General features: G+C 61.7%; 20 protein-coding genes. 6 read left to right on the plus strand and 14 right to left on the minus strand.

From position 1 onward, the window contains the following. Positions 1-79 precede the first annotated feature (79 nt). A complete protein-coding gene (locus BK665_RS23370; protein ID WP_123408962.1) occupies positions 80-2,704 on the plus strand; it encodes an excinuclease ABC subunit UvrA in 2,625 nt (874 codons plus the stop codon). Positions 2,705-2,827: 123 nt separating this feature from the next. Here BK665_RS23370 and BK665_RS23375 read toward each other — a convergent pair whose 3' ends face one another. Genes BK665_RS23375 through BK665_RS23400 form a run of 6 tightly spaced genes read right to left on the minus strand, consistent with a single transcriptional unit; the run spans position 2,828 to position 8,249 of the window. Continuing rightward, a complete protein-coding gene (locus BK665_RS23375; RefSeq protein ID WP_123408963.1) occupies positions 2,828-4,771 on the minus strand; it encodes a PAS domain-containing hybrid sensor histidine kinase/response regulator in 1,944 nt (647 codons plus the stop codon). Further along, complete coding sequence (locus BK665_RS23380; RefSeq protein ID WP_123408964.1) at positions 4,761-5,636, minus strand: sensor histidine kinase; 876 nt, start codon at positions 5,634-5,636, stop codon at positions 4,761-4,763. Before BK665_RS23380 ends, BK665_RS23375 begins: the two co-directional genes overlap by 11 nt. Beyond that, on the minus strand, positions 5,629-6,633 hold the full coding sequence (locus BK665_RS23385) for an ATP-binding protein (protein WP_123409014.1): 1,005 nt from the start codon (positions 6,631-6,633) through the stop codon (positions 5,629-5,631). Before BK665_RS23385 ends, BK665_RS23380 begins: the two co-directional genes overlap by 8 nt. After that, positions 6,630-7,034: an anti-sigma regulatory factor gene (locus BK665_RS23390; protein WP_054055096.1), complete on the minus strand. Its 405-nt coding sequence runs from the start codon at positions 7,032-7,034 to the stop codon at positions 6,630-6,632. The genes BK665_RS23385 and BK665_RS23390 overlap by 4 nt, the downstream gene beginning before the upstream one ends. Further along, positions 7,031-7,393, minus strand: coding sequence for an STAS domain-containing protein (locus tag BK665_RS23395; protein WP_123408965.1), 363 nt, complete (start codon positions 7,391-7,393; stop codon positions 7,031-7,033). Before BK665_RS23395 ends, BK665_RS23390 begins: the two co-directional genes overlap by 4 nt. Positions 7,394-7,397: 4 nt before the next feature. Then, positions 7,398-8,249, minus strand: a complete 852-nt coding sequence (locus BK665_RS23400; protein ID WP_123408966.1) for an STAS domain-containing protein — start codon at positions 8,247-8,249, stop codon at positions 7,398-7,400. A 377-nt stretch (positions 8,250-8,626) separates the two neighbouring features. Here BK665_RS23400 and BK665_RS23405 point away from each other — a divergent pair, with 377 nt between their 5' ends. After that, positions 8,627-8,890, plus strand: coding sequence for a hypothetical protein (locus tag BK665_RS23405; protein WP_123408967.1), 264 nt, complete (start codon positions 8,627-8,629; stop codon positions 8,888-8,890). 126 nt (positions 8,891-9,016) lie between these two features. Here the strand turns inward: BK665_RS23405 and BK665_RS23410 are convergent, their stop codons facing one another. Continuing rightward, entirely contained in the window at positions 9,017-9,538 is a 522-nt protein-coding gene (locus BK665_RS23410; protein ID WP_123408968.1) for a DUF4142 domain-containing protein, read from the minus strand. 216 nt (positions 9,539-9,754) lie between these two features. Between BK665_RS23410 and BK665_RS23415 the strand changes: the two genes are divergently transcribed. Next, on the plus strand, positions 9,755-9,997 hold the full coding sequence (locus tag BK665_RS23415) for a DUF465 domain-containing protein (RefSeq protein ID WP_123409015.1): 243 nt from the start codon (positions 9,755-9,757) through the stop codon (positions 9,995-9,997). 104 nt (positions 9,998-10,101) lie between these two features. After that, positions 10,102-10,275 (plus strand): hypothetical protein, encoded by a 174-nt coding sequence (locus BK665_RS34520; RefSeq protein ID WP_185076610.1) that lies wholly within the window; start codon positions 10,102-10,104, stop codon positions 10,273-10,275. A 252-nt stretch (positions 10,276-10,527) separates the two neighbouring features. On the opposite strand, the gene BK665_RS23425 is transcribed toward BK665_RS34520, so the two are convergent. From BK665_RS23425 to BK665_RS23435, 3 genes are all read right to left on the minus strand, one after another. Next, complete coding sequence (locus BK665_RS23425) at positions 10,528-11,544, minus strand: SMP-30/gluconolactonase/LRE family protein (protein WP_123409016.1); 1,017 nt, start codon at positions 11,542-11,544, stop codon at positions 10,528-10,530. A 59-nt stretch (positions 11,545-11,603) separates the two neighbouring features. Next, positions 11,604-12,749, minus strand: a complete 1,146-nt coding sequence (locus BK665_RS23430; RefSeq protein WP_123408969.1) for a sterol desaturase/SRPBCC family protein — start codon at positions 12,747-12,749, stop codon at positions 11,604-11,606. Between the two features lie 95 nt (positions 12,750-12,844). After that, on the minus strand, positions 12,845-13,708 hold the full coding sequence (locus tag BK665_RS23435) for a LysR family transcriptional regulator (RefSeq protein WP_123408970.1): 864 nt from the start codon (positions 13,706-13,708) through the stop codon (positions 12,845-12,847). A gap of 263 nt (positions 13,709-13,971) precedes the next feature. Here BK665_RS23435 and BK665_RS23440 point away from each other — a divergent pair, with 263 nt between their 5' ends. Beyond that, on the plus strand, positions 13,972-16,602 hold the full coding sequence (locus tag BK665_RS23440; RefSeq protein ID WP_123408971.1) for an MGH1-like glycoside hydrolase domain-containing protein: 2,631 nt from the start codon (positions 13,972-13,974) through the stop codon (positions 16,600-16,602). Positions 16,603-16,716: 114 nt separating this feature from the next. On the opposite strand, the gene BK665_RS23445 is transcribed toward BK665_RS23440, so the two are convergent. The 4 genes from BK665_RS23445 to BK665_RS23460 form a co-directional block, all read right to left on the minus strand. Then, positions 16,717-18,435 carry a hydrogenase maturation protein gene (locus BK665_RS23445; protein ID WP_123408972.1) on the minus strand — a complete coding sequence of 573 codons (1,719 nt, stop codon included), beginning with the start codon at positions 18,433-18,435 and terminating at the stop codon, positions 16,717-16,719. Between the two features lie 270 nt (positions 18,436-18,705). Further along, positions 18,706-20,544 (minus strand): amidohydrolase, encoded by a 1,839-nt coding sequence (locus tag BK665_RS23450; protein WP_123408973.1) that lies wholly within the window; start codon positions 20,542-20,544, stop codon positions 18,706-18,708. A gap of 295 nt (positions 20,545-20,839) precedes the next feature. Beyond that, positions 20,840-21,154 (minus strand): SCP2 sterol-binding domain-containing protein, encoded by a 315-nt coding sequence (locus BK665_RS23455; RefSeq protein ID WP_123408974.1) that lies wholly within the window; start codon positions 21,152-21,154, stop codon positions 20,840-20,842. A gap of 64 nt (positions 21,155-21,218) precedes the next feature. Then, complete coding sequence (locus BK665_RS23460; protein WP_123408975.1) at positions 21,219-21,929, minus strand: histidine phosphatase family protein; 711 nt, start codon at positions 21,927-21,929, stop codon at positions 21,219-21,221. Positions 21,930-22,136: 207 nt separating this feature from the next. Between BK665_RS23460 and sohB the strand changes: the two genes are divergently transcribed. Next, positions 22,137-23,159: a protease SohB gene (gene sohB, locus BK665_RS23465; RefSeq protein WP_123408976.1), complete on the plus strand. Its 1,023-nt coding sequence runs from the start codon at positions 22,137-22,139 to the stop codon at positions 23,157-23,159. Positions 23,160-23,165 lie beyond the last annotated feature (6 nt).

Consider the following 23,165-nt stretch of genomic DNA (forward strand, 5'->3'; position numbering starts at 1 on the left):
AATGTAAAACCGCATTCGCGAGCAAGCCCGCTCCCACATTGGGTTCAGTGTTTTTTCAGTTATTAATCAAGGTTATTCCATGACTTCACAGCGCACCCCAACCCCTCCCTCCGGCATGGTCAGGGTGCGCGGCGCCCGGGAGCACAACCTCAAGAACGTCGACGTGGACATTCCTCGGGATGCCCTGGTGGTGTTCACCGGTGTGTCCGGTTCAGGCAAGTCGTCCCTGGCGTTTTCGACGCTGTACGCCGAAGCGCAGCGGCGCTATTTCGAATCCGTGGCGCCCTATGCCCGGCGCCTGATCGATCAGGTCGGGGTGCCGGACGTCGATTCCATTGAAGGCTTGCCGCCGGCCGTGGCCCTGCAACAGCAGCGGGGCACGCCGAGCACGCGTTCTTCGGTGGGCAGTGTGACCACGTTGTCGAGCCTGATCCGTATGCTCTATTCCCGGGCCGGCAGTTACCCGCCGGGGCAAGCGATGCTCTACGCCGAGGACTTCTCGCCGAACACGCCCCAAGGCGCGTGCCCGGAGTGCCATGGCCTGGGTCGGGTCTATGAAGTGACCGAGGCGCTGATGGTCCCGGACCCGAGCCTGACCATCCGCCAACGTGCGGTGGCTTCGTGGCCGTTGGCCTGGCAAGGGCAAAACCTGCGGGACATCCTCGTGACCATGGGCATCGACGTCGATATTCCCTGGCGCAAGTTGCCGAAAAAGCAGCGGGACTGGATTCTCTTCACCGAAGAAACCCCCACGGTGCCGGTGTACGCCGGGCTCACGCCGCAAGAAACCAAAGTCGCCCTCCAGCGCAAAATGGAACCGAGTTACCAAGGCACCTTCACCGGCGCCCGGCGCTACATCCTGCACACTTTCAGCCAGTCCCAAAGCGCCCTGATGAAGAAGCGCGTCTCGCAATTCATGCTCGGCAGTCCGTGCCCGTTGTGCGACGGCAAACGCCTCAAGCGCGAGGCGTTGTCGGTGACCTTCGCCGGTTACGACATTGGCGAGTTGTCGCAGATGCCGTTGCTGCAAGTGGCCGAAGTGCTGCGCCCGGTGGCGGCCCACAGCTACCTCGAACAGGCCGATGAACCCGGCGAAGTGCTGACCCATGACCAGACCCGCGAGGCACGCGCACAGCGCGTCGCCCACGGCGCCAGTGGTCACACTAACGCACCGGACGTGCGCCACACGCCAAACCTGTCGGTGGAGAAACGCCTGGCCGCGCAACGCATCGCCCAGGACTTGCTGGAGCGGGTCAGCACCTTGACCGACCTTGGCCTCGGTTACCTGGCCCTGGAGCGCAGCACGCCGACCCTGTCGTCCGGCGAATTGCAGCGCCTGCGCCTGGCGACGCAATTGGGTTCGCAGTTGTTTGGCGTGATCTACGTGCTCGACGAGCCGTCCGCCGGCCTGCATCCGGCGGATGGCGAGGCGTTGTTCGAAGCCCTGCAACGTTTGAAAGCGGCGGGCAACACCTTGTTCGTGGTCGAGCATGACCTGGAAACCATGCGTCGGGCGGATTGGCTGATCGATGTCGGGCCGGCGGCGGGCGAGCATGGCGGGCATATTCTCTACAGCGGCCATCCTTCGGGGTTGGAGCACGTCACTGAATCACAGACCCGCGTCTATTTGTTCGCCGAACACTTCACGGCACCGCGCAAGCTGCGCAAGGCCCAGGACTGGCTGCGGCTGGAAGGCATCACCCGCAATAACCTGAATAACCTCAGCGTCGAATTTCCCCTGGGCTGCTTCACGGCGGTGACCGGTGTCTCGGGTTCCGGCAAGTCGAGCCTGGTCAGTCAGGCGCTGTTGGAATTGGTCGGCGCGCATCTGGGGCGGACGGCCAGCGAACCGGAAGAACTGAGCCTGGAGGACGACGCGCCGCAAGTCAGCGGTGGCCAGGTTACGGCGGGGTTGGAGTCGATCAAGCGCCTGGTGCAAGTCGATCAGAAACCCATCGGTCGCACACCGCGCTCCAATCTGGCGACCTACACCGGGCTGTTCGATAACGTACGCAAACTGTTCGCTGCGACTCCTGCGGCCCAGGCTGAGGGTTATGACGCCGGGCAGTTTTCCTTCAACGTCGCCAAGGGCCGTTGCCCGACCTGCGAAGGCGAGGGGTTTGTCAGCGTTGAATTGCTGTTCATGCCCAGCGTCTACGCGCCATGCCCGACCTGCCACGGTGCGCGCTACAACCCGCAGACCCTGGCCATCACCTGGCAGGGCCTGAGCATCGCCCAAGTGTTGCAGTTGACCGTGGACGACGCGGTGACTGTGTTTGCCGAGCAACCGGGGATTCGCCGTTCGCTGGAAGTGCTGCGGGATATCGGCCTCGGTTACTTGCGCCTGGGTCAGCCGGCGACCGAACTCTCTGGCGGCGAAGCCCAGCGGATCAAACTGGCGACTGAGCTGCAGCGCAACCAGCGCGGCGCGACGCTGTACGTGCTCGACGAACCCACCACCGGGTTGCATCCACGGGATGTCGACCGGTTGCTGGAGCAACTGGACACCCTGGTGACGGCGGGGCACACGGTGATCGTGGTCGAGCATGAAATGCGCGTGGTCGCCCAGAGTGACTGGGTGATCGACATCGGGCCGGGGGCGGGGGATCAGGGCGGCAAAATTGTCGTGGCGGGCACGCCGCAGACCGTGGCCAAAAACAAAAAAAGCCGCACGGCGCCGTTTTTGGCTCGGGTGCTGGTTTGAAATAGCGGTGAAGGATCGTTCCCACGCTCTGCGTGGGAATGCCTCAAGGGACGCTCCGCGTTCCAATGGGACGCAGAGCGTCCCGGGCTGCATTCCCACGCAGAGCGTGGGAACGATCGGGGGTCAGGCGCCGTCGAGGCTGCGGCGAACCTTGTCCAGCAATTCACTGATCTGAAACGGCTTGATCAGCATGTCCATGCCTTCTCCCAGGAACACCTGGCGATTCAGGGCATTTTCCGCGTAGCCGGTCATGAACAGGATCGGCAAGCCCTCGCGCCAACCCCGGGCGACATCCGCCAGTTCCCGGCCGCTCATGCGCGGCAGGCCGACGTCGGTGAGCATCAGGTCAATCGACGGGTCGTTCTGCAACCGCTCCAGCGCCGTTTCGATGTCTTCCACCTGGGTGCAGCGATACCCCGCATCCACCAGCACCTCGGCGACGAACATACGCACCGACGGCATGTCTTCGACAATCAGCACATGCTCCCCTGCACCCTGGGAATCCACGACCACCGCTTGCGTTTCGGTGGCCAGCAGGTCGGCGCTGGCCGGCAGCATAATAGTCACTTCGGTGCCGCGTCGCGCCACGCTGCGAATGTGCGCGTCGCCCCCGGACTGGCGGGCGAAACCGTAGATGGTCGACAGCCCCAACCCGGTGCCCTGGCCCAAGGGTTTGGTGGTGAAAAACGGATCGAAGACCTTGTCGATCACGCTGTGCTCGATGCCGGTGCCGTCATCGCGCACCGCCAGCGCCACATAGGCGCCATCCGCCAGATTCGGATCGCCATGGGAGTAAGCGGCGTAGGTGCTGACCCAGATATTGCCGCCCTGGGGCAACGCATCCCGGGCGTTGATCACCAGATTGAGCACAGCGCTTTCCAGCTGGATCGGATCGACCAGCGCGATGGCCGCTTTGGAGGTCAGTTCCAGCCTCAGGGTAATGCGCTCGCCGATGGTGCGAATCAGCAGTTCTTCCAGGGAACGGATGTTTTCGTTGATGTCCACCGGCCGGGTGTCGAGTGGTTGCTGGCGTGCGAAGGCCAGCAGGCGATGGGTCATGGACGCGGCGCTCATGGCCGAGTTCAGCGCGGCTTCGGCGTAGAACTGAACCTTGTCGGTGCGCCCATCTGCGACCCGTTTCTGGATCAGTTCCAGGCTGGTGATGATGCCGGTGAGCAGATTGTTGAAGTCATGGGCGATGCCCCCGGTCAACTTGCCCAAGGCATCCATTTTCTGCACTTGCAACAGTTGCGCTTCGGTGCGCACCCGCTCGGCGACTTCTTTGGCCAACTGCGTGGTGGCGTCGTCGAGCCGGGCCAGGTGCGAGCGTTCGCGGTGCCGGTGTTCGGTGACGTCCTCGACGAACACCAGGCTCAATTCCGGAGTGCGATACGGCGAAATCTGCCACTCGGTTTCCCGCACCTGGCCTTCGACCCGCATGTTCAGCGTGCCTTTCCAGCGCTCGCCGTAGGCCAGGCGCAAACGCAACTCATCGATCACCGCGCCCTGATCGTCGGCAAAGCATTCGCGCAGGGTCTGCGGGTCGAGGTTGTCCTGGATCAACTGGGCGAAGGCGTGATTGCACTCATGGACTTTCAGGGCCGCGTCCATCACCGCGATGGGCGCCGAGACGTTGGTGAAGATCTCGCGAAAGCGCGCCTCGCTTTCGCGCAACGCGTTCTCGGTGTCCCGCACCCGCAGCAGCGTGCGCAAAGTCGCCAGCAACACGTCCGGGTCCACCGGGTGAATCAGATAAGCGTCGGCGCCGGCGTCGAGGCCGGTGATGATGTCGCCGGTCTGGATCGACGCCGCCGACACGTGAATCACCGGGAGCAGGGCGGTGGCCGCGTCGGCGCGCAATTTGCGCACGATGTCGAAACCGCTCATGTCCGGCAGGTTGACGTCGAGGATCAGCGCGTCGATCCGTTCGCTGTCGATCAGCGCCAGCCCATCGCCACCGGTGCCGGCTTCGAGAATCTCGTAGCCGTGGCTTTCCAGGCGCCGGCGCAGGGCGTAGCGGGTGGCAACGTTGTCGTCGACGATCAACAAGCGAATGTCACGTTTCATCGGCAGGCTCCACGGCGATGGCCAGCGGGATGATCACGAAAAAGGTCGAGCCGGCGCCCGGCGTACTCTGCACCCCGACTTCGCCCCCCAGCAGCGCGGCGAAGCGTTTGCACAGGGACAAACCCAGCCCGGTGCCGCGCAGGCGTTTTTGCAGCGGGGAATCGACCTGGGAAAAGTCCTCGAACAATGCGCCATGTAGCTCCGGGGCGATACCTATTCCGGTGTCGCTGACCGCGAAACGCACGTGATCACTGTTTTCCAGCCGCGCCGAGACCCGCACTTCACCACGGGTGGTGAACTTCAGCGAGTTGGAAATGAAGTTGCGCAGGATCTGCGCGAGTTTCTTGTCATCGGTATACAGCCGAGGGATGCCCACCGGCTCTTCGAAGATCAGGTCCACGGCGCTGCCATCGACGATAGGCCGGAACATGCCGCGCAGGGCGGCAAACAGGTCGAACATGTCGAACCAGGCCGGGGAAATGCTGATGCGCCCGGCCTCGATCTTCGCCAGGTCCAGCAAGTCGTCGACCATGTCGCTCAACTCCCGCGCCGCACCGCTGACGAAGGCGACTTGCTTGTGCTGCTCGGGGCTCAGAGGGCCGTCGAGTTCATCGGTCAGCAGGCCGGTAATGCTCAGGATCGAGCCCAGCGGCGTGCGGAACTCGTGGCTCATGTACGACAGGAAACGGCTTTTCAAGTCCGAGGCCTGGCGCAATTGGTCGGCCTGTTCGTCGAGTTCGGCATACAGCGCCAGCACGCCCTGGTTGGTTTCATCGAGCTCGTCGCGCAGGGCGTTGGCTTCACTCTGCAATTGCGCGATGAGGGTCGCTTGTTCGTCCGGCGTCAGGTTGGGTGACTCAGCCATGGGCGGCCTCCAGGGCAACGACCACTACCGTTACATCGTCCCGGGCGCGACAGAAATCGCGGTGCAGGACAGCGGCAATCACGGCGGGGTGGCGGTGCACCAGGCCGGGGTAATCTTGCAGGTTCCATCGGGACTGCAGGCCGTCGCTGTACATGATCAATAGGTGTCCGTTCACATGAGCATAGTCAAAGGGTTGGGCCTTCCGATATTGGCCGCCGACAATGCCGGGGTGGGAGGCCAGGCCACGGGATTTGTCCGGGGTGATCAGGCAGCCGCCGATATTGCCGATGCCGACATATTTCAAGGCATCGCCATCGAACTGGGCGAAGGCTGCCGCGCCGCCACGGGTGCCGATCATGGCGTGATGCATGTCTCCGAGCAACAGCAGCGGCGAGGCGAACGGCGCCACGGCGAAGGCTTTTTCACCGGCCCGGGCGGCGCGTTCGGCTTCTTCGCCGTGGCCCAGGCCATCGATGACCAACACGCTGATGCGCGGCCCGTCAAACGCCAGGTGCCAGACATCGCCGCACGCCGGGTCGTTATGCAATGAATGCTGGCTGACGCCGATGCGCCGGTCCGGCGCCTTGTCGCTGCGTGGATACAGACGCGCCAACAGCACCGCACCACGGGAATCGGCGTAGACGTCGAACACGTCAGTCTGGCGCGACACCGCGCCCAATCCGATACCCTGGGTGCCGCCGGTGGAAAAGCCATCGGTCAGGCACGCCTGCAAATCGAAGCCGCCGGCACGGTCCACGGCAAGGATTTCAACCCCGGCGCCGTTCGGGCGCGGCAATGTCCGGATATGCAATTCGCCCCGGGCCGCGTGCTTGAGAATGTTGCTGGCCAGCTCCGTGGTCACCAGCGCTACGCGTCCGGCGTCGGTGGCGTCGAAGCCGTGTTGCTCCGCGAGTTTCTGCGCGGTGCGCCGGGCATGACCGATCTGACTGCTGTCTTCGATCGGCAGTACGAGCGTCAGGGTGCCGCCAATAGTCATGTCCATCGGGTAATCGTTATGCGTGTGCCTTTGCCAGGCTCGGTTTCCAGTTCGAACTCTTCCACCAGCCGTTTGGCCCCGGTCAGCCCAAGTCCAAGTCCACTGCCGGAGGTCCAGCCGTCGGTCATGGCCAACTTGATGTCGGGGATGCCCGGGCCTTCGTCACGAAAGACCAGGCGCAACCCGGTGCGGGCGTTTTCGTCGAGGATTTGCCAGTCCATGTCGCCGCCACCGCCATAGACCATGGTGTTGCGCGCCAGCTCGCTGACGGCGGTCACCAGTTTGGTCAGGTCGATTAGCCGCATGCCGCATTCCTGGGCGAGTTTGCGCGCGGTCTGGCGGGCCAGCACCACGTCTTGCTCGATTTGGATGGGTTGGCTGCCGCTGCTGCGCACGGTCATTGTTCGCGTACTCGGTCCTGCAGCAGTTTCATCCCCCGCTCGACGTTCAGCGCGGTGCTGACGCCGGGCAGGGTCATACCCAGCTCCACCAGGGTGATGGCCACGGCCGGTTGCATGCCCACCAGCACGGTCTTGGCGTCCATGATGCTCGACAGGCCGGAAATGGTGCCGATCATCCGCCCAATAAACGAATCGACCATGTCCAGCGCCGAGATATCGATCAACACGCCCCGGGCCGAGGTGCGGCTGATGCGCTCGGACAGGTCGTCCTGAAGGGTGAGGGCGAGCTGGTCATGCATGTCGACCTGGATGGTCACCAGCAGGAAGTCGCCCATTTGCAGAATCGGGATGCGTTCCATCGCCTCATACCGCCTTGCTGACGGTGATTCCCAGGCGCGTCAGGGCCAGTTTCAGGGCATCAGCCAGGTTGGCCTTGGTGACCACGCCTTGCAGGTCCAGGCCCAGGTGCACGATGGTTTGCGCGATCTGCGGACGCACGCCGCTGATAATGCAATCGGCGCCCATCAGGCGAATGGCGGTCACGGTCTTGAGCAGGTGCTGCGCCACCAGGGTGTCGACGGTGGGCACACCGGTGATGTCGATGATGGCGATTTCCGAACCGGTGTCGACGATCCGTTGCAGCAGCGATTCCATCACCACCTGGGTGCGTTGCGAGTCGAGGGTGCCGATCATCGGCAACGCCAGCACGCCATCCCACAGCTTGACCACCGGGGTCGACAGCTCCAGCAATTCTTCCTGTTGACGCTTGATCACCGCTTCCCGGGATTTCTGGAAGGTGCGGATGGTGTGCATGCCCAGGGCGTCGAGCAGTTCGGAGATTTCCCAGAGCTGTTCAGCCAACTGCGCCGGAGTGTCCTTGTAGAGGTTTTGCAGCAGGCCAAACATCGGGCCTTTGAGCGAGAAGATAAAACTGGCGGTTTGTTGCGAATCCAGGCCGAGCAAGGCGCGGCTATGGGACAGTTTTTCGAGGAACTGGCGAATCTCGTCCCAGCCGGGGGCGGTGATGTTCTGCCCGTTACCGTGCTCCAGCCCGGAAATGATCAGGTGCAGGAACTCTGAAGTCTGTTGCTTCAGGTCTTGCTCCTTGACGTTGCGCGTTGCACCACTGGCCTCGAGGCTTTTTGTCCATTCGGCGAGTAACTGCGCCTGGTTGTTCTTGATCGCTTCGAGCGTGTTGCTGTGCAGTGCTGCCATGTGTCGTATCTCCCTGGAATGATGGCCGACTGCCCTAAAAATAATCGGCGCAAATCAATGACATTTGCCGCGTGAAATAGTTGTTCGCCCACGGCAGGATTTTTTCATCCTGAGCACAACTCTAGTAGGCGTTGCCGAAGGCGGCGATCTTTTACCCCAGCGCTTTCGTAGGAGCAAGGCTTGCCCGCGATGGCGTCCTTGAGATTGCTATCGCGGGCAAGCCTTGCTCCTACAGGGGGTGCGTTTCGTCCGCAGGGGCCGTTTTTCATCCGTAGGGGAACGCGTTTCATCCGATTGAACCCTGCGCGGTGGATGGCTTCGAATCTTCAAGGCCCGACTGTTTTGGCCGTGCATGTGCACTGAAGAGCGAGGTACTTATGAAAGACCAGTCTCAACAACAGGATCAGACCGGGGCGCCGGTGGATCGCAATGACCCGGCGATTGACCCGCACGTGCCGGGGGACGGTGACAGCGGGCAGAACCAGACCACCGCCAAGCCCAATAGCGCCGACTCAGCGGTCGATCAGAAAAACCGCCATGACGACAATGACAACGAGTTCAGCCCGGGCTTCACGCCAAAACCGGATCGACCGAAGCCAAGGGAAGAAACCGATGCGGATATTGATACTGACGGGGGCTAACCGCCGAGCACAAAACAACTGTGGGAGCGGGCTTGCTCGCGAAGGCGTTGGATCAGTCGACATCATCATTGACTGATCCGGCGCTTTCGCGAGCAAGCCCGCTCCCACAGGGGTTATGCGGACGGCTTATTTACTGGGGTGAGCCACTTGCAGTTCTTTCGCCGCGTCCAGGTGCTTCTGCAACGCTGGCAGCATTTTCTGCGCAAAGCCTTTCAACTCAGTGGCCCCCGGCTTTTTGTCGTCGGTCACCGTGTCCGCTTCCTTCTTGAACAGCGCGATGGTTTCTTCATGGGCCTTCACCTGGTTGTTGGCGTAGGCCGCATCGAAGGATTCGTCGCGCAGGTCGAGGATTTTCGCCTTGGCCTGCTTGACCAGCGTCGTGCTGTCCGGCACCTCGATGTCATGCTTTTTCGCCAGGGCCGCCAGCTCATCGTTGGCCTTGCTGTGGTCGGTGATCATCATGTTGGCGAAGGACTTGATGTCCGCCGATGAGCTTTTTTCCAGGGCCAGTTTGCTGGTTTCGACTTCGGCGATGCCGCCGGCGGCCGCGTTGTCGACAAAATCGTTGGAAGTGGCCGCGAAAGCGGTGCCCATGCTGCTGCTCAGGGCGACTGCCAGGGCGAGGTGGCGCAGGTTTAATCCGTCCATTGGTTATTCTCCACACGGGTTATGTAGGCGATCGGGTGACCGTTATTCAGTGGAGGCAAGCGCGGGACGAAAGGTTTGATCGCAATCGCAAAGCGACGACGAACGGCCACCGCTGGTCTGACAGGAGGTCGACAGAACCGGGTAACCGAGGCCATTCTGATGGTTGGTGAACGCAATCGATCGCGTTTGCTGCCGATCAACAAACGGAGGTGTTCCATGCCGGTGCAACACGACCTTTATCAGGACCTGAAAATATCCAAGGAAGAGATCCAGCAAAAACGCACCAAGGATCCGTTACTGGATTCACTGATCAATAAGTACGTGCAGGCGGATAAAGAGGTGGTCAAGGCTGAGACCGCCCAGTCCGATGCCCCCAGCGACGACGCCCTGAAAAAGCTCAAGGAACAGCGATTGCTGGTCAAGGACAAAATCGTCCAACAACTCAAGTCGCCTACCTGAACCACCGACGACCGGTGACTGAATAATTGGAACGGCGATAACGACCGGCACCTCGAAAGTACAGAGTCTGAACATCCAGTGACTCGCTTTTCAGAGGTGCCCTTATGACCGAGCCAAAATTCCCCAGTGAAGAGCAGGGCGGGTACGACCCGATCCCGACTCACCCTGAACCGCTTAGCCCGCAGCGCAATACCGTCAAGCCTGAAGAACCGGATACCGATGAAATTCCGGACGATGAGAAGGGCAAGCCAGTAAACCCCGAAATCCCCGACGCATAACTCCCCCTGTGGGAGCGAGCCTGCTCGCGAAGGCGGTTTGTCTGACCCATCAATGTTGGATGTGCAGGCGCTTTCGCGAGCAGGCTCGCTCCCACATTTGATTGGTTTCGCCACCTATTCTCGATAAACACCCCATCCCCTGTGGGAGCGAGCTTGCTCGCGAAGGCGACATCAAATTCAACATCCATGTTGACTGACACGCCGCTTTCGCGAGCAAGCTTTGCTCCTACAGGTTTGGTGTTTGATTGACGATCAGTTCAAGGCCTTGCTTAGGGGCAACCGCGCCATGTGTTGCGCCTTGAGCGAGCCGAAATACAGCCAGTCGCCATACTCGCGCACGGTAGTAATGGGTGAGTAGTTGCCGCTGCCGGCATCCTGCAAATTGGCTATCACCTTGCCGTCCACATCCAGCCCCAGCACAAACGCTCGTTTCTCCACCGGTTTGGGCAGAACCATTAACGCCCGCACGATCACCTTGCGCACGAACGGGTGCGCTGCCGTGGCATCGAGCAGTGCATTACGCGGGGCATACAGCGCCACCCAGAACCGATCCCGGCCATTGAACGCGAGGTTGTCCGGCAGACCCGGCAGGTTGTCGATAAACACGTCATGGGTCCCGGCTTTCGCTCCGGTCAGCCAATAGCGAGTGATGCGATAGGCGCCGGTTTCGTTGACCAGGACAAAGGCATCGTCCGGCCCGAGGGTCACGCCATTGGCGAATTCCAGTTTGTCCAGCAGCAGCGTGGTTTTGCCGGTCTGGAAGTCGTAGCGCAGCAAACGCCCGTCGCCACCGTGTTCGATGATCGCCTCGCCGTCCTTGCCATAGCCCCAACGACTGGAGGCATCGCTGAAGTAGGCGTAATGCCCCGGTTTGTCGATCACCACGTCATCGGTGAAGCCGAAGGGCACGCCGTTGACGGCGGTGGTCAACGGGATCAGCCGGCCCTGGGCATCCAGGGAGAGCAAACCCTTGACCCCATCGGCGATCACCAGCAAACCATTGGGATGCCGAGCCAACCCCAAGGGCCGGCCGCCGGTGTCGGTCAGCACTTTCGTCACCTTGCCATCGAGGCTGGTGCGAATCACCCGGCCGTCGTGCAGCCCGGTGATCAGGGCATCGTTTTCCAGCAGCAACGCCTCTGGCCCGTCGATGTCCGAGGCGCCGACCGGTTCCACCTCTTTGAGCCGCTGGTTCTCGGCATACACGCCGCTGGCCAGGGACGGCGCTGGCGGCGGGGTCCAGGCCACCGGGTTCAGCCGGGTCGGCATCAACAGCAAAAACGCGACAACAACGACGATCAGCAGCGACACAAACCTGAACACTGCTCTCACGCGCTCACTCCCGCCGGGGCCAGGTGCCGCTGCGCCATGTCCCGCAGCGCCAGCATCGACGCCGCGGATTCGTGCTCGATCCGCCGTTTCAGCAGCACAAGATTGGCGATGCGCATGCCCAAGCCGCTGAATTGATAATCCAGGGTGCGGACAAACCGCGTGCCGTCCCCGAGGGCTTCGCACTCATAGGTGACCACCAGCGACAAACCATGATCGCCCCTGGCCCGGGCACTCCAGCGCCGTCCCGGCAAATACTCCTCGACCTCCCAGCTCAAATGCCCGTCACGCCCGCCGGCGCGGATGTCCTCCTCGAAGTGCGAACCGGCATGCAGTGAGCCGCCCTGGCCATCGACCTTGAGCGACGACGGATGCCACTCAGGCCAGCGGGTCACGGTGCTGGCGTAGGCGAGCACGGCAATCGGGTTGCCGGCGATGTCGATCTGGTGCTGCATGCGGGTCATGGGCATTCTCGTCGGGTGCGGGTTGGCGTGCTCCGGCTCCCAATAGAGGGTGCCGAACAGGTAATCCATCAGTGGAAACACGATATTGAAGTTGCGCTCCTGCATCACTTCGCGGCGGTGATGCAGCTCATGCAGGCGCCGCATCTGGCGGATCCACGGCAGCCTGGTAACCGGATTGCGCGGCGGCAAGTGCTCGCAGGCATGGAACACTTCATAGGTCAGGTAACCCAAAACCATACAGCCGCCGAACAGCCCGGCAACGTTGGCGTTGACCCGGGAAAACAGCCACCAGAGGGGCAGGGTGATGACCAGCGTGTGGAGCACGATCAGCCAGGCCGGAAACAGGATCACTCGCCAGTCCCGGGCGCTGTCGTAGGTCATGTGGCCGGGGGTGAAAAAGCTGTGGTGGTCGCCGGCATGCCGCGCATAGAACATCCGCGCGAAGCTCTTTTTATGGTGCCCGAGGTGGCGGTGCACCATGTACACGCCGAAGTTGAAGAACAACAGCGTCAACGGCACCGTCAGCCATTCCAACGGCTGCACTTGCTGCACCGTGCGCCAGAACCCGGCGATGGCGAGGATGCCGAACAGCAACACAAAAGAACCGTGCAGCCACGGGTTGTAGCGCCGATGAATCGCGGCACGGTAACGGGTGCGAAAAGCCTGGGTGGTCTGCCTCACTGCGCTCACCTGTGATTGTTGTTATCACAGCAGATTAGCCGATCCCGCCGCGCAGGCTTGGCGAACCTTGAGGGCACAACTGCCACTTGATGGACTCAGCCCAACGGGTTCCAGCGCTGGGACCAGTCATCGTCGGTCCTGATCACATCGCGCAGCAGGTCGAAGGCTTGTTGCAGGGTCGTCGAGTCCCGGTCCCGGGAGTAAACCAGATAGGTCGGGTAACTGAATTCCGGGGCTTTGGGCACGACTTCCAGCACGCCGCTTTCCAGGTAGCTTTGCACCACCCGGGTGCGGAAATAGCCGCTGCCGCCGTGTTCCAGCAGGTACTGCAAGGCCAGCGGGCCGAGGTTGAAACTCAGGGCAGCCTTGGCTTTTTCCGGCAGGGCAGCGTCGTGCTGGCGGCGGAAGTCCGGACCCCAATCGATGTACACGTAGGGATCAGGTTTACCCGCAAGCCGCACCAGGATCAGTTTTTCTTCCAGCACCTGTTCCACTTGCAGGCGCGGCCAGTATTCCGGCTGATAGACCAGGGCTGCGTCGAGCACGCCCAGTTCCAGTTGCCGCAGCAGGTTTTCGCCGTCGCGGATTTCCATGCGCAGGGCGTGGCTGGGGATTTTCTCGCGCAACTCAGCGGCCCAACTGAGCATCAACGGATTACACAAACTGACCTCGCCACCGATGTGCAACACGTCGCGATAGCCTTCGGGCAGTGGCAGGTCGCGGCGGGCGGCCTCCCAGGTTTGCACCAGTTGATTGGCGTAGACCACAAAGGCTTCGCCATTCGGGGTCAGGCGAGCGCCGGCGCGGTTGCGCACGAACAGCGTGCTGCCCAATTGGCTTTCTAACTTCTGCACCCGAGCGGTGATGGCGGTCTGGGTCACATGGAGTTTTTCCGCGGCGGCGGCGAGACTGCCGTGGCGAACGATTTCCAGGAAAGTGCGGGCGAGGTCGATGTCCATGGGGTGGCCGGAGTCAGGGGTGCGGGCATTGTAAGAGCCCCCAGTCTTACTGAACACCGCAATCCCTGTGGGAGCGAGCTTGCTCGCGATGACGGCGGCACATCCTGCATCAATGTTTACAGACAGTCCGCTATCGCGAGCAAGCTCGCTCCCACAGGGTTCGGTGGTGTTCGGTCCTTCGTGACAAGGTGTCAGAGTTTTCACATTCCCGCCGTGCCCCGCGCACTACACTGCACCCATCTCCCGCCCCAACGGACCACCCCATGCCTGCAAAGCCCACCGCCAACATCCTCGCCACCCCGGAAGGCCAGCGCCTGGCCGGCAGCGAGGCCCAGGACTGGCGCGAGTGGGGGCCGTACTTGAGCGAACGGCAGTGGGGCACGGTGCGCGAGGACTACAGCGCGGACGGCGATGCCTGGCGCTATTTCCCCCACGAACACGCGCGCAGCCGTGCCTATCGCTGGGGCGAGGATGGCCTCGCTGGCTTCAGCGACAAGGCACAGCACTGGTGCCTGGGCCTGGGTGTGTGGAACGAGCGCGACCCGATTCTCAAGGAGCGTCTGTTCGGCCTTAACAACAGCGAAGGCAATCACGGCGAGGACGTCAAGGAGCTGTATTTCTTTGTCGACGGCGTGCCGAGCCATGCCTACATGCGCATGCTCTACAAATACCCCCAGGCCGAATTTCCCTACGCCGATCTGGTCCGGGAAAACGCCCGCCGGGGCCTGGCCGATACCGAATATGAAATCCTCGACACCGGTGTGTTCGATGACAACCGCTATTTCGACGTGACGGTGGAATACGCCAAGCACACCGCGGATGACATCTTCATGCGCGTCACCGTGCACAACCGTTCCGATCAACCGGCGCGGTTGCAGGTGTTGCCCCAGCTGTGGGCACGCAACACCTGGAGCTGGGTGGCCGACGGGCAGAAACCGAACCTGAGCCTCAGTGGCGATCGGGTCCTGGCCCAACATCCGCACATGCCGGACCGCCAGGCCACAGCGTGGGGTGAGGCCGATTGTGAATGGCTGTTCTGTGAAAATGAAAGCAACTTTCCCAAGCTCGATAACGTGCCGGCCCAAGGTCCGTTCAAGGACGGCATCAATGATTTCATTGTCGACGGCGCCACCGATGCGGTGCGGCACGACAGCGGCACTAAGGTCGCTGCCCGTTTCATCCTGAACTTCGACGCCGGCCAGACCCGCAGCGTGTTCCTGCGCTTTGCCCCGGCCGGGTCGCCGCAGATCAGCGCCCGGACCTTGTTCGAACGCCGCCGCGCTGAAGCCGACGGGTTCTACGCCGCGCTGCAAACCGGGATCAAGGACGCCGATGCGCGCAATGTGCAGCGCCAGGCCCTGGCGGGGTTGCTGTGGTCAAAACAGCTCTACTATTTCGACGTCAACCAGTGGCTCGACGGTGATCCGGCACAACCGGCGCCGCCGCCCGAGCGCATGCACATTCGCAATACCCATTGGCGGCACCTGTCGAATTTCGACATCGTGTCCATGCCCGACACCTGGGAATACCCGTGGTACGCCTCGTGGGATCTGGGCTTTCAAGCGGTGGCGTTTGCGTTGATCGATCCGGGTTTCGCCAAGCACCAATTGTTGCTGTTGGTCAAAGACCGTTTCATGCACCCCAACGGCCAGTTGCCGGCCTACGAATGGCGTTTCGACGACGCCAACCCGCCCGTGCACGCCTGGGCCTGCTGGCGCGTGTACCAGCAGGACAAGGCGCTGACCGGAGCCGGGGACATGGATTTCCTGGAGCGGATTTTCCATAAGCTGCTGCTGAATTTTTCCTGGTGGGTCAACCGCAAGGACGCCGAGGGCCGCAACCTGTTTCAGGGCGGATTCCTGGGGCTGGATAACATCGCGCTCTTCGACCGCTCGGCAATTCTGCCCCCGGGTTATCAACTGGATCAGGCCGACGGCACGGCATGGGTCGCGGCCTATGCGCTGGACCTGATGCGCATCGCCCTGGAACTGGCCAAGCGCAACAGCGTGTACGTCGATATCGCGGTGAAGTTCTTCGAGCACTTTCTGTACATCGCCGGGGCGATCAACAAGATCGACTCCGAGGCCGAAGGCTTGTGGGACGAGCAGGACCAGTTTTTCTACGACGTGCTGCACCACCCCGATGGCGTCAACGAGCCGCTGCGCCTGCGCTCGATTGTCGGCCTGATGCCGCTGTTCGCCGTGCAGGTGCTGGAGCAGCACGAACACGAAGGCCTGCCCGGTTTGCGCGAGCGGTTACTCGGGTTTATGCGCCACCGCCCGGACCTGGCGAGCCTGGTGTCACGCTGGACCGAACCCGGCGAAGGCAATCGCATGTTGCTCGCATTGCTGCGGGGCGAACGGACCAAGGACCTGCTCAAACGCATGCTCGACGAGGGTGAGTTCCTGTCACCGTTCGGCATTCGCTCCTTGTCCAAGGCCTTCGCCGGACAACCCTTCGGCATCCGCATCAATGGCGACAGCCTGTGCGCCCATTACGAACCGGCGGAATCCGAATCGCGGCTGTACGGCGGCAACTCCAACTGGCGTGGACCGGTGTGGATGCCGATCAACTACATGCTGATCGAATCCTTGCGCGAGTTTCACCGGTACTACGATCAGAATTTCTCGGTGGAATACCCTACGGGCTCGGGGTTTCTCGCGTCGCTGGAAGAGGTGGCGGACAGCTTGAGCCAGCGTTTGACCAAGCTGTTTTTAAGGGATGAAGCGGGCAATCGGCCGTCGATGGCGGGGTATGCGCAGTTGCAGGCTGACCCGGCCAGTCGCGATCTGGTGTTGTTCCATGAGTACTTCCATGGCGAGACCGGGCGCGGGTTGGGCGCCAGTCATCAGACGGGGTGGACGGCGTTGGTGGCGTTGCTTTTACAGGCTTGAGACCGCGTGATCGTTCTTCGCGAGCAAGCCCGCTCCCACATTGGATTTGCGTCGCACACAACCCCCCTGTGGGAGCGGGCTTGCTCGCGAAGAGGCCCTAAAACGCAGCAAAAATCACCCCGCCAACTCAACCTCTGGCACCACCGCCCACTCCGCCACCAACCGCGACGGCGTGCCACACACCCTGCGCTTGAACACAAAATTCCCGCACTTCTCGGCAAACTGCTTTCTGTTCTGCACCATGTCCAGTTGCATCTGCTCCAGCTCCGCATTCCGGCAATGCTGCATCAGTTGCGTATCACTGCGTCCCTTGCGCTCACGAATCGCCGCATACGCCGGGTCACTCAACGCGCCATTGGCCCGTTGCAACAACCACAACCCGAACTCATCCGGGCAACGCGGGCCGATTTCCTGGACCATGCCCAGTTGCAAGGCCTGGGTCGCGCTGAGCGGCAACCAGTCCTCGGTGAGTTTTTCCGCCATGGCCTGGCCGACGGCGCGGGGCAGGCTGTAGGTCCAGTATTCGGAGCCGTACAACCCCATGGTTTTGTAGTGAGGGTTGAGCACGATTTCAGCGCGGGCGAAGACGATATCGGCGGCCAGCGCCAGCATCACACCACCGGCCCCGGCGCTGCCGGTCACGCCGCACACCACCAGTTGCCGGGCGCTGAGCAGTGCTTCGCAAACGTCATCGATCGCCTGGATATTGGCCCAGGCTTCCAGCCCCGGCACCTCGGCAGCCTGGATCACGTTCAGGTGCACGCCATTGGAAAAACTGCCGCGTCCACCCTTGATCAGCAGCACCTGGGTGTCCCGGGCCTTGGCCCAACGCAACGCCTCTACCAGCCGCTGGCATTGCTCGGTGCTCATGGCGCCGTTGTAGAACTCGAACGTCAGCTCGCCGACCTGCCCGGATTCGCGGTAACTGATCGGTTGATAGTCTTCGGTGTTGAACGGGTTCGCGGCGATTGACCAGTCAAGGGTGGGCACGTCGCTCAACTGCTGGGCCAGCACATGCCGCGCCGGGCGTTTGAAGGTTTCTTCGCCGGGCAGCGGCTTGCGGCGCAGCGAACCGATCCAGACGCTGTGATCACCGGTCGCCACCAGCACCGCGTCGTCATGCACTGCCAAAATCTCTCCCGGCGTGCCGCTGCGCTGATCCAGGTGTGCGTCATACAGGTAGTACTGACCGCCGGCCAGACTGGCCAATACGCCGGGCTGACCATCGGCCGCGTCGATGCTGCGTTTGATAAAGCGTGAGCAGTCGTGCCAACTGAAGGTGCGGTCGGCCTGTTTCATGTTCGGCTGCAAACGGCCCAGCACTCGGTGTTGACGGTAATCCACCGGCACCGGGACGAACCCGGCGATGAATTTGTCCACCACTTCGCGCACGCAACGGATCGCCGCATCGCTGACCCGGCCGTTGTACAGCTCGGATTTGCGCAGGCCTTGGGGCAGGTTGAATTCGCAGGTGGCCCACACCGGCCCGGCGTCCATTTCTTGCGCGGCTTGCAGCGCGGTGACGCCCCAGCGCTCCAGTTCATGTTTAATCGCCCAGTCCAGAGCGCTGGCGCCGCGATCACCGACGATGCCGGGATGGATGATCACCACCGGGCGCTCGAGGTTGCTCCATAGTTGTTGTGGCACCCGGTCCTTGAGGAACGGGCAGATCACCAGATCGGCGCCGGAATGCTCAATCTGTTCGCACACTGCGTTGTCGTCGGTGAACAGCACCACGCTGGGTGAATGCCCGGCCTGGCGCAACTCCAGCCAGGTGCGTTGGGTCAAGCCGTTGAAGGCGGATGACAGCAGGATGATTTTTAGCGAACGCATAGGTGCCTCTTCCGTGAGAATGTTCAGCCGCGGGCTCGCAATGAGCCGTCCCTGGCTTTCGATGGAAGGGCGATAGTAGTGATTGCAGGAAGGCTGGCTACTGACGGGGATCAAATTTGTAGCAGCGAGTGATTGATTTCTACAGAACACCACTAACCCAATGTGGGAGCGGGCTTGCTTGCGAAAGCGGTGTGTCAGCCGATGTAAATGTTGACTGATACACCGCTTTCGCGAGCAAGCCCGCTCCCACAGGGGGATTGTCAGTGTTGGTTAGAAGGCGAAACAGGAGCAGCCAAAAGCGCCCCAAAAGCCTTGGAAGTCACTGACCGGCGCCGACGACATCCGCGCCCGCTGGTGACTGTGGGCATGCACCGCACACGCGCCGACACATTGATGAACCTGCGCCGCCAACGGTTTCCAGTGCCCCGGCACCTTGGCCACCGGCGACCACTCGGGCACCACCGGAATTGGTGGTGGCGAGAGTTTTTCAAACTCGACACTGCCATAGACGATCTTGCCGTCGACGATGGTCAGCACCGATTCGATCCACTTGATCGCTTCGTCTTCGATATGGAAATAGTCCGCCGACAGCGCAATCAAATCCGCCAGTTGCCCGACCTTGATCTGGCCTTTCTGCCCTTGCTCGGACGAGAACCAGGCGCTGCCGTGGGTGAACAGTTCCAGCGCGGTGTCGCGGCTCAAGCCCTGGGGGTAAAGCGCCAAACCACCGACGGTGCGGCCGCTGACCAGCCAGTACATCGAGGTCCAGGGGTTGTAGCTCGACACGCGGGTGGCATCGGTGCCGGCGCCGACCGGAATGCCTTCGGCCAACATGCGCGCAATCGGTGGCGTGTGTTCGGCGGCTTGGGCACCGTAGCGGTCGACGAAGTATTCACCCTGGAACGCCATGCGATCCTGAATCGCAATCCCGCCGCCCAGGGCTTTCACCCGCTCGATGTTTTGTGGGGTGATGGTTTCCGCGTGGTCGAAAAACCACGGCAAGCCGTCGAATGGAATGTCGCGATTGACCTTCTCGAACACGTCGAGCATGCGGCTAATGGATTCGTTGTAGGTCGCGTGCAGGCGGAACGGCCAGCGTTGTTCCACCAAGTGGCGCACCACCGGTTCCAGTTCCTGTTCCATGGTGTGTGGCAGGTCTGGACGCGGTTCCAGGAAGTCTTCGAAATCCGCCGCCGAAAACACCAGCATTTCCCCGGCGCCGTTGTGCCGCAGGAAATTATCGCCCTGGCCGTAATGGGAGCTGCCGGTCCAGTGCTTGAAGTCGGTCAGCTCTTCCTTGGGTTTTTGGGTGAACAGGTTGTAGGCGATGCGCACCGTGAGTTGCTTGTCGTCGGCCAGTTGCTGGATGACCTGATAGTCGTCCGGGTAATTCTGATAACCGCCACCGGCATCGATGGCGCTGGTCACGCCCAGGCGATTGAGTTCGCGCATGAACTGGCGGGTGGAATTGATTTGGTGTTCCAGCGGCAGTTTCGGGCCCTTGGCCAGGGTCGAGTAGAGGATCATCGCGTTGGGCCGGGCGATCAGCATGCCGGTAGGGTCGCCATTAGAGTCGCGGACAATCTCGCCACCCGGCGGGTTCGGCGTGTCGCGGGTGTAGCCGACCACTTTCAGCGCGGCGCGGTTGAGCAGGGCGCGGTCGTAGAGGTGCAGGACGAACACCGGCGTATCTGGCGCAGCCTTGTTCAGTTCTTCAATAGTCGGCAGGCGTTTTTCGGCGAACTGGAATTCATTCCAGCCACCCACCACGCGCACCCATTGCGGGGTGGGCGTGCGGTCGGCCTGGTCCTTGAGCAGGCGTAGCGCATCGACCAGTGACGGCACGCCTTCCCAGCGCAGTTCCAGGTTGTAATTGAGGCCGCCGCGAATCAGGTGCAGGTGCGAGTCGTTGAGGCCGGGGATCACCGTGCGCCCGTGCAGGTCGATGATCTGCGTGCCGGGACCTTGCAGGGCCATGGCCTGGGCATCGCTGCCCACCACCACGAAGCGTCCGTCCTTGATCGCCACGGCGCTGGCCTGTGGCTTCTTGCGGTCGACGGTGTGCAGGCGTCCGTTGTACAGAATCAGATCGGCCGGGGCATCGGGCATGGTTTTACTCCCTGCGAAAAGTGGGCTGACCCAGGCACCGACGGCGCCCGCTGAAAGGCCTTGCAGTACATGGCGGCGGTTGAATCCGTTGCGCTCGTCAGGTGGGCTCATGACGGTGTTCCCCGCTCAGTTCTTCATAAAAGAAAAGGGATTGAACAGCCGATGTCTGACGCATGCGGCCAGAAGGAATATAGACCGCAAATCACTTTGCCGACGCCCAAATGCACGAATCCCGCCACAAGGGGCGGGATTCGTGTGCAGCCAGAGAGGCTCCCCTGTGCGGGGAGCCATCATCTTACGACGGGAACAGCTCGGACAGTTTCATCGCCAGCATCATGTCGCCTTCAGCGCGCAGTTTGCCGCCCATGAACGCTTGCATGCCGTCGGTTTCGCCGCTGACGATGCCTTCCAGGGTCTCGGCGTCCATCACCAGCGTGACCTGGGCGTCCGGGTTCTCGCCTTCTTTGAGCTCGCAGGTGCTGTCTTTGACGATCAGCGAGAAATTCTTGGTGTCGTCGATGCGGAAACCGAAGACCAGGTCCAGACCGGCAGCGGCGGCTGGGTTGAACTTGGCTTTCATTGCTTGTACGGCATCAGCTACGGAGGTCATGGTTTGATCCTTTTGTTGAGAATTACAGCTGGGTGGTTACAGCCAGGGTCGCAATAGTCCGGACTCAGCGAAACGTGATGAGTTCCGGGGCCTTCAGCAGTTGCAGGTGCGCATGACTGTTGAAGGAAGCCAGAGCCACCTCGCGACCACGGAACTTCAGTTGGTTGAGCGAGGTGTTGACGATTTGCCAGTTGAGTTCAAAGGCCTGGCGGGCAGGCATTTGCGTAATGAGGTGGAGCAGGGCCGTGATGGTGCCGCCGGAGGTGAACACGGCGATTTTCTGGGTGTTGTCGGCCAGTTCGAGAATGCGATTCAGACCGGCCTGGACCCGTTCGACAAAACCCAGCCAGCTTTCGAGCCCCGGCGTGTCGTAAGTGCCGGCCAGCCAGCGCTCGATGATCAGGGCGAAGATGCGCTGGAATTCGGCACGGTTTTGCGCGGCGTTGCGCAACACTTCCAGGGCCTCGGGCTCGTCCGCCAGCATGGCCGGGAGCAGGGCGCGGATCACCGCGTCGGCGTCGAATTCGTTGAAGGCGGAATCGGTTTCCAGGGTTGGCACCGGCAGGCCCACGGCGGAAAATTGCTCCAGCGCGGTGGTGGCCGTGTGCTGCTGGCGACGCAAGTCCCCGGCAAGGCAGCGATCGAAGCTGATACCCAGCTCAGCAAGGTGCTGGCCGAGGATTTCTGCCTGGCGCACACCGGTCGGCGAGAGGACGTCGTAGTCGTCTGCACCAAAGGAGGCCTGGCCATGTCGAATCAAGTAGATGCTGCCCACGTCCGCGTCATCCCGGTACGTTGAAGGTTTGGCGAGGTTATGAGGATGACTGCGGGCTGTCAATGAAAAAACATACGCTTGTTTGAAATGCCCGTTACAGGCCTGTTGCCAAAGGTTTCATGGCTGGCCCCAAAGCCGGGGCATGGGTATGCTGGAGCCATCCCGCGCGAGTGTTTCAGCCGCGCATCAGTATCAAAGGAGTCCTGTGTGGAGTTTTTCGCCGAGTACGCCAGTTTCCTGGCCAAGACCGTGACCCTGGTGATCGCTATTCTGGTGGTCCTGGCCAGTTTCGCGGCATTGCGCAGTAAAGGTCGGCGCAAGTCGGCCGGCCAGTTGCAGGTCAGCAAACTCAATGATTTCTACAAAGGCCTGCGTGAACGCCTGGAGCAGACGTTGCTCGACAAGGATCAGCTCAAGGCCTTGCGCAAATCCCAGGCTAAAACCGAGAAAAAACACAAGAAAAAACCCGAAGCCAAGGGCCGGGTGTTCGTGCTGGATTTCGATGGCGACATCAAGGCTTCGGCCACTGAAAGCCTGCGTCACGAAATCACCGCGCTGCTGACCCTCGCCACGCCCAAGGATGAAGTGGTCCTGCGCCTGGAAAGCGGCGGCGGCATGGTCCACAGCTATGGCCTGGCCTCTTCGCAACTGGCGCGGATCCGTCAGGCCGGCGTGCCGTTGACCGTGTGCATCGACAAGGTCGCGGCCAGCGGCGGCTACATGATGGCGTGCATCGGCGAGAAAATTATCAGCGCGCCGTTCGCCATCCTCGGCTCCATCGGCGTGGTCGCGCAGTTGCCCAACGTCAATCGCCTGCTGAAAAAGCACGATATCGACTTCGAAGTGCTGACCGCCGGCGAGTACAAACGCACCCTGACCGTGTTTGGCGAAAACACTGAAAAAGGCCGGGAGAAATTCCAGGAAGACCTGGACATCACCCACGAACTGTTCAAGAACTTCGTCGCCCGCTATCGCCCGCAACTGGCCATCGATGAAGTCGCCACTGGCGAAATCTGGCTCGGCATCGCCGCGCTGGACAAGCAACTGGTGGACGAACTCAAGACCAGCGACGAGTACCTGTCCGAGCGCGCCAAGAGTGCCGAGCTGTACCACCTGCACTACGCCGAACGCAAAAGCCTGCAAGAACGCATCGGTATGGCCGCCAGCGGTTCGGTCGATCGCTTGCTATTGAGCTGGTGGAGTCGCTTGACTCAACAGCGCTTCTGGTAAGTCGCT

Source organism: Pseudomonas frederiksbergensis, from assembly GCF_003732665.1.
Lineage (GTDB): Bacteria > Pseudomonadota > Gammaproteobacteria > Pseudomonadales > Pseudomonadaceae > Aquipseudomonas > Aquipseudomonas frederiksbergensis_G.

Bases quoted from the DNA above. Each gene is read 5' to 3' on its own strand.
- BK665_RS23370 (WP_123408962.1), top strand. From the start codon at position 80: ATGACTTCACAGCGCACCCCAACCCCTCCCTCCGGCATGGTCAGGGTG.
- BK665_RS23375 (WP_123408963.1), bottom strand. From the start codon at position 4,771: ATGAAACGTGACATTCGCTTGTTGATCGTCGACGACAACGTTGCCACC.
- BK665_RS23380 (WP_123408964.1), bottom strand. From the start codon at position 5,636: ATGGCTGAGTCACCCAACCTGACGCCGGACGAACAAGCGACCCTCATC.
- BK665_RS23385 (WP_123409014.1), bottom strand. From the start codon at position 6,633: ATGACTATTGGCGGCACCCTGACGCTCGTACTGCCGATCGAAGACAGC.
- BK665_RS23390 (WP_054055096.1), bottom strand. From the start codon at position 7,034: ATGACCGTGCGCAGCAGCGGCAGCCAACCCATCCAAATCGAGCAAGAC.
- BK665_RS23395 (WP_123408965.1), bottom strand. From the start codon at position 7,393: ATGGAACGCATCCCGATTCTGCAAATGGGCGACTTCCTGCTGGTGACC.
- BK665_RS23400 (WP_123408966.1), bottom strand. From the start codon at position 8,249: ATGGCAGCACTGCACAGCAACACGCTCGAAGCGATCAAGAACAACCAG.
- BK665_RS23405 (WP_123408967.1), top strand. From the start codon at position 8,627: ATGAAAGACCAGTCTCAACAACAGGATCAGACCGGGGCGCCGGTGGAT.
- BK665_RS23410 (WP_123408968.1), bottom strand. From the start codon at position 9,538: ATGGACGGATTAAACCTGCGCCACCTCGCCCTGGCAGTCGCCCTGAGC.
- BK665_RS23415 (WP_123409015.1), top strand. From the start codon at position 9,755: ATGCCGGTGCAACACGACCTTTATCAGGACCTGAAAATATCCAAGGAA.
- BK665_RS34520 (WP_185076610.1), top strand. From the start codon at position 10,102: ATGACCGAGCCAAAATTCCCCAGTGAAGAGCAGGGCGGGTACGACCCG.
- BK665_RS23425 (WP_123409016.1), bottom strand. From the start codon at position 11,544: ATGCCGACCCGGCTGAACCCGGTGGCCTGGACCCCGCCGCCAGCGCCG.
- BK665_RS23435 (WP_123408970.1), bottom strand. From the start codon at position 13,708: ATGGACATCGACCTCGCCCGCACTTTCCTGGAAATCGTTCGCCACGGC.
- BK665_RS23440 (WP_123408971.1), top strand. From the start codon at position 13,972: ATGCCTGCAAAGCCCACCGCCAACATCCTCGCCACCCCGGAAGGCCAG.
- BK665_RS23445 (WP_123408972.1), bottom strand. From the start codon at position 18,435: ATGCGTTCGCTAAAAATCATCCTGCTGTCATCCGCCTTCAACGGCTTG.
- BK665_RS23450 (WP_123408973.1), bottom strand. From the start codon at position 20,544: ATGCCCGATGCCCCGGCCGATCTGATTCTGTACAACGGACGCCTGCAC.
- BK665_RS23455 (WP_123408974.1), bottom strand. From the start codon at position 21,154: ATGACCTCCGTAGCTGATGCCGTACAAGCAATGAAAGCCAAGTTCAAC.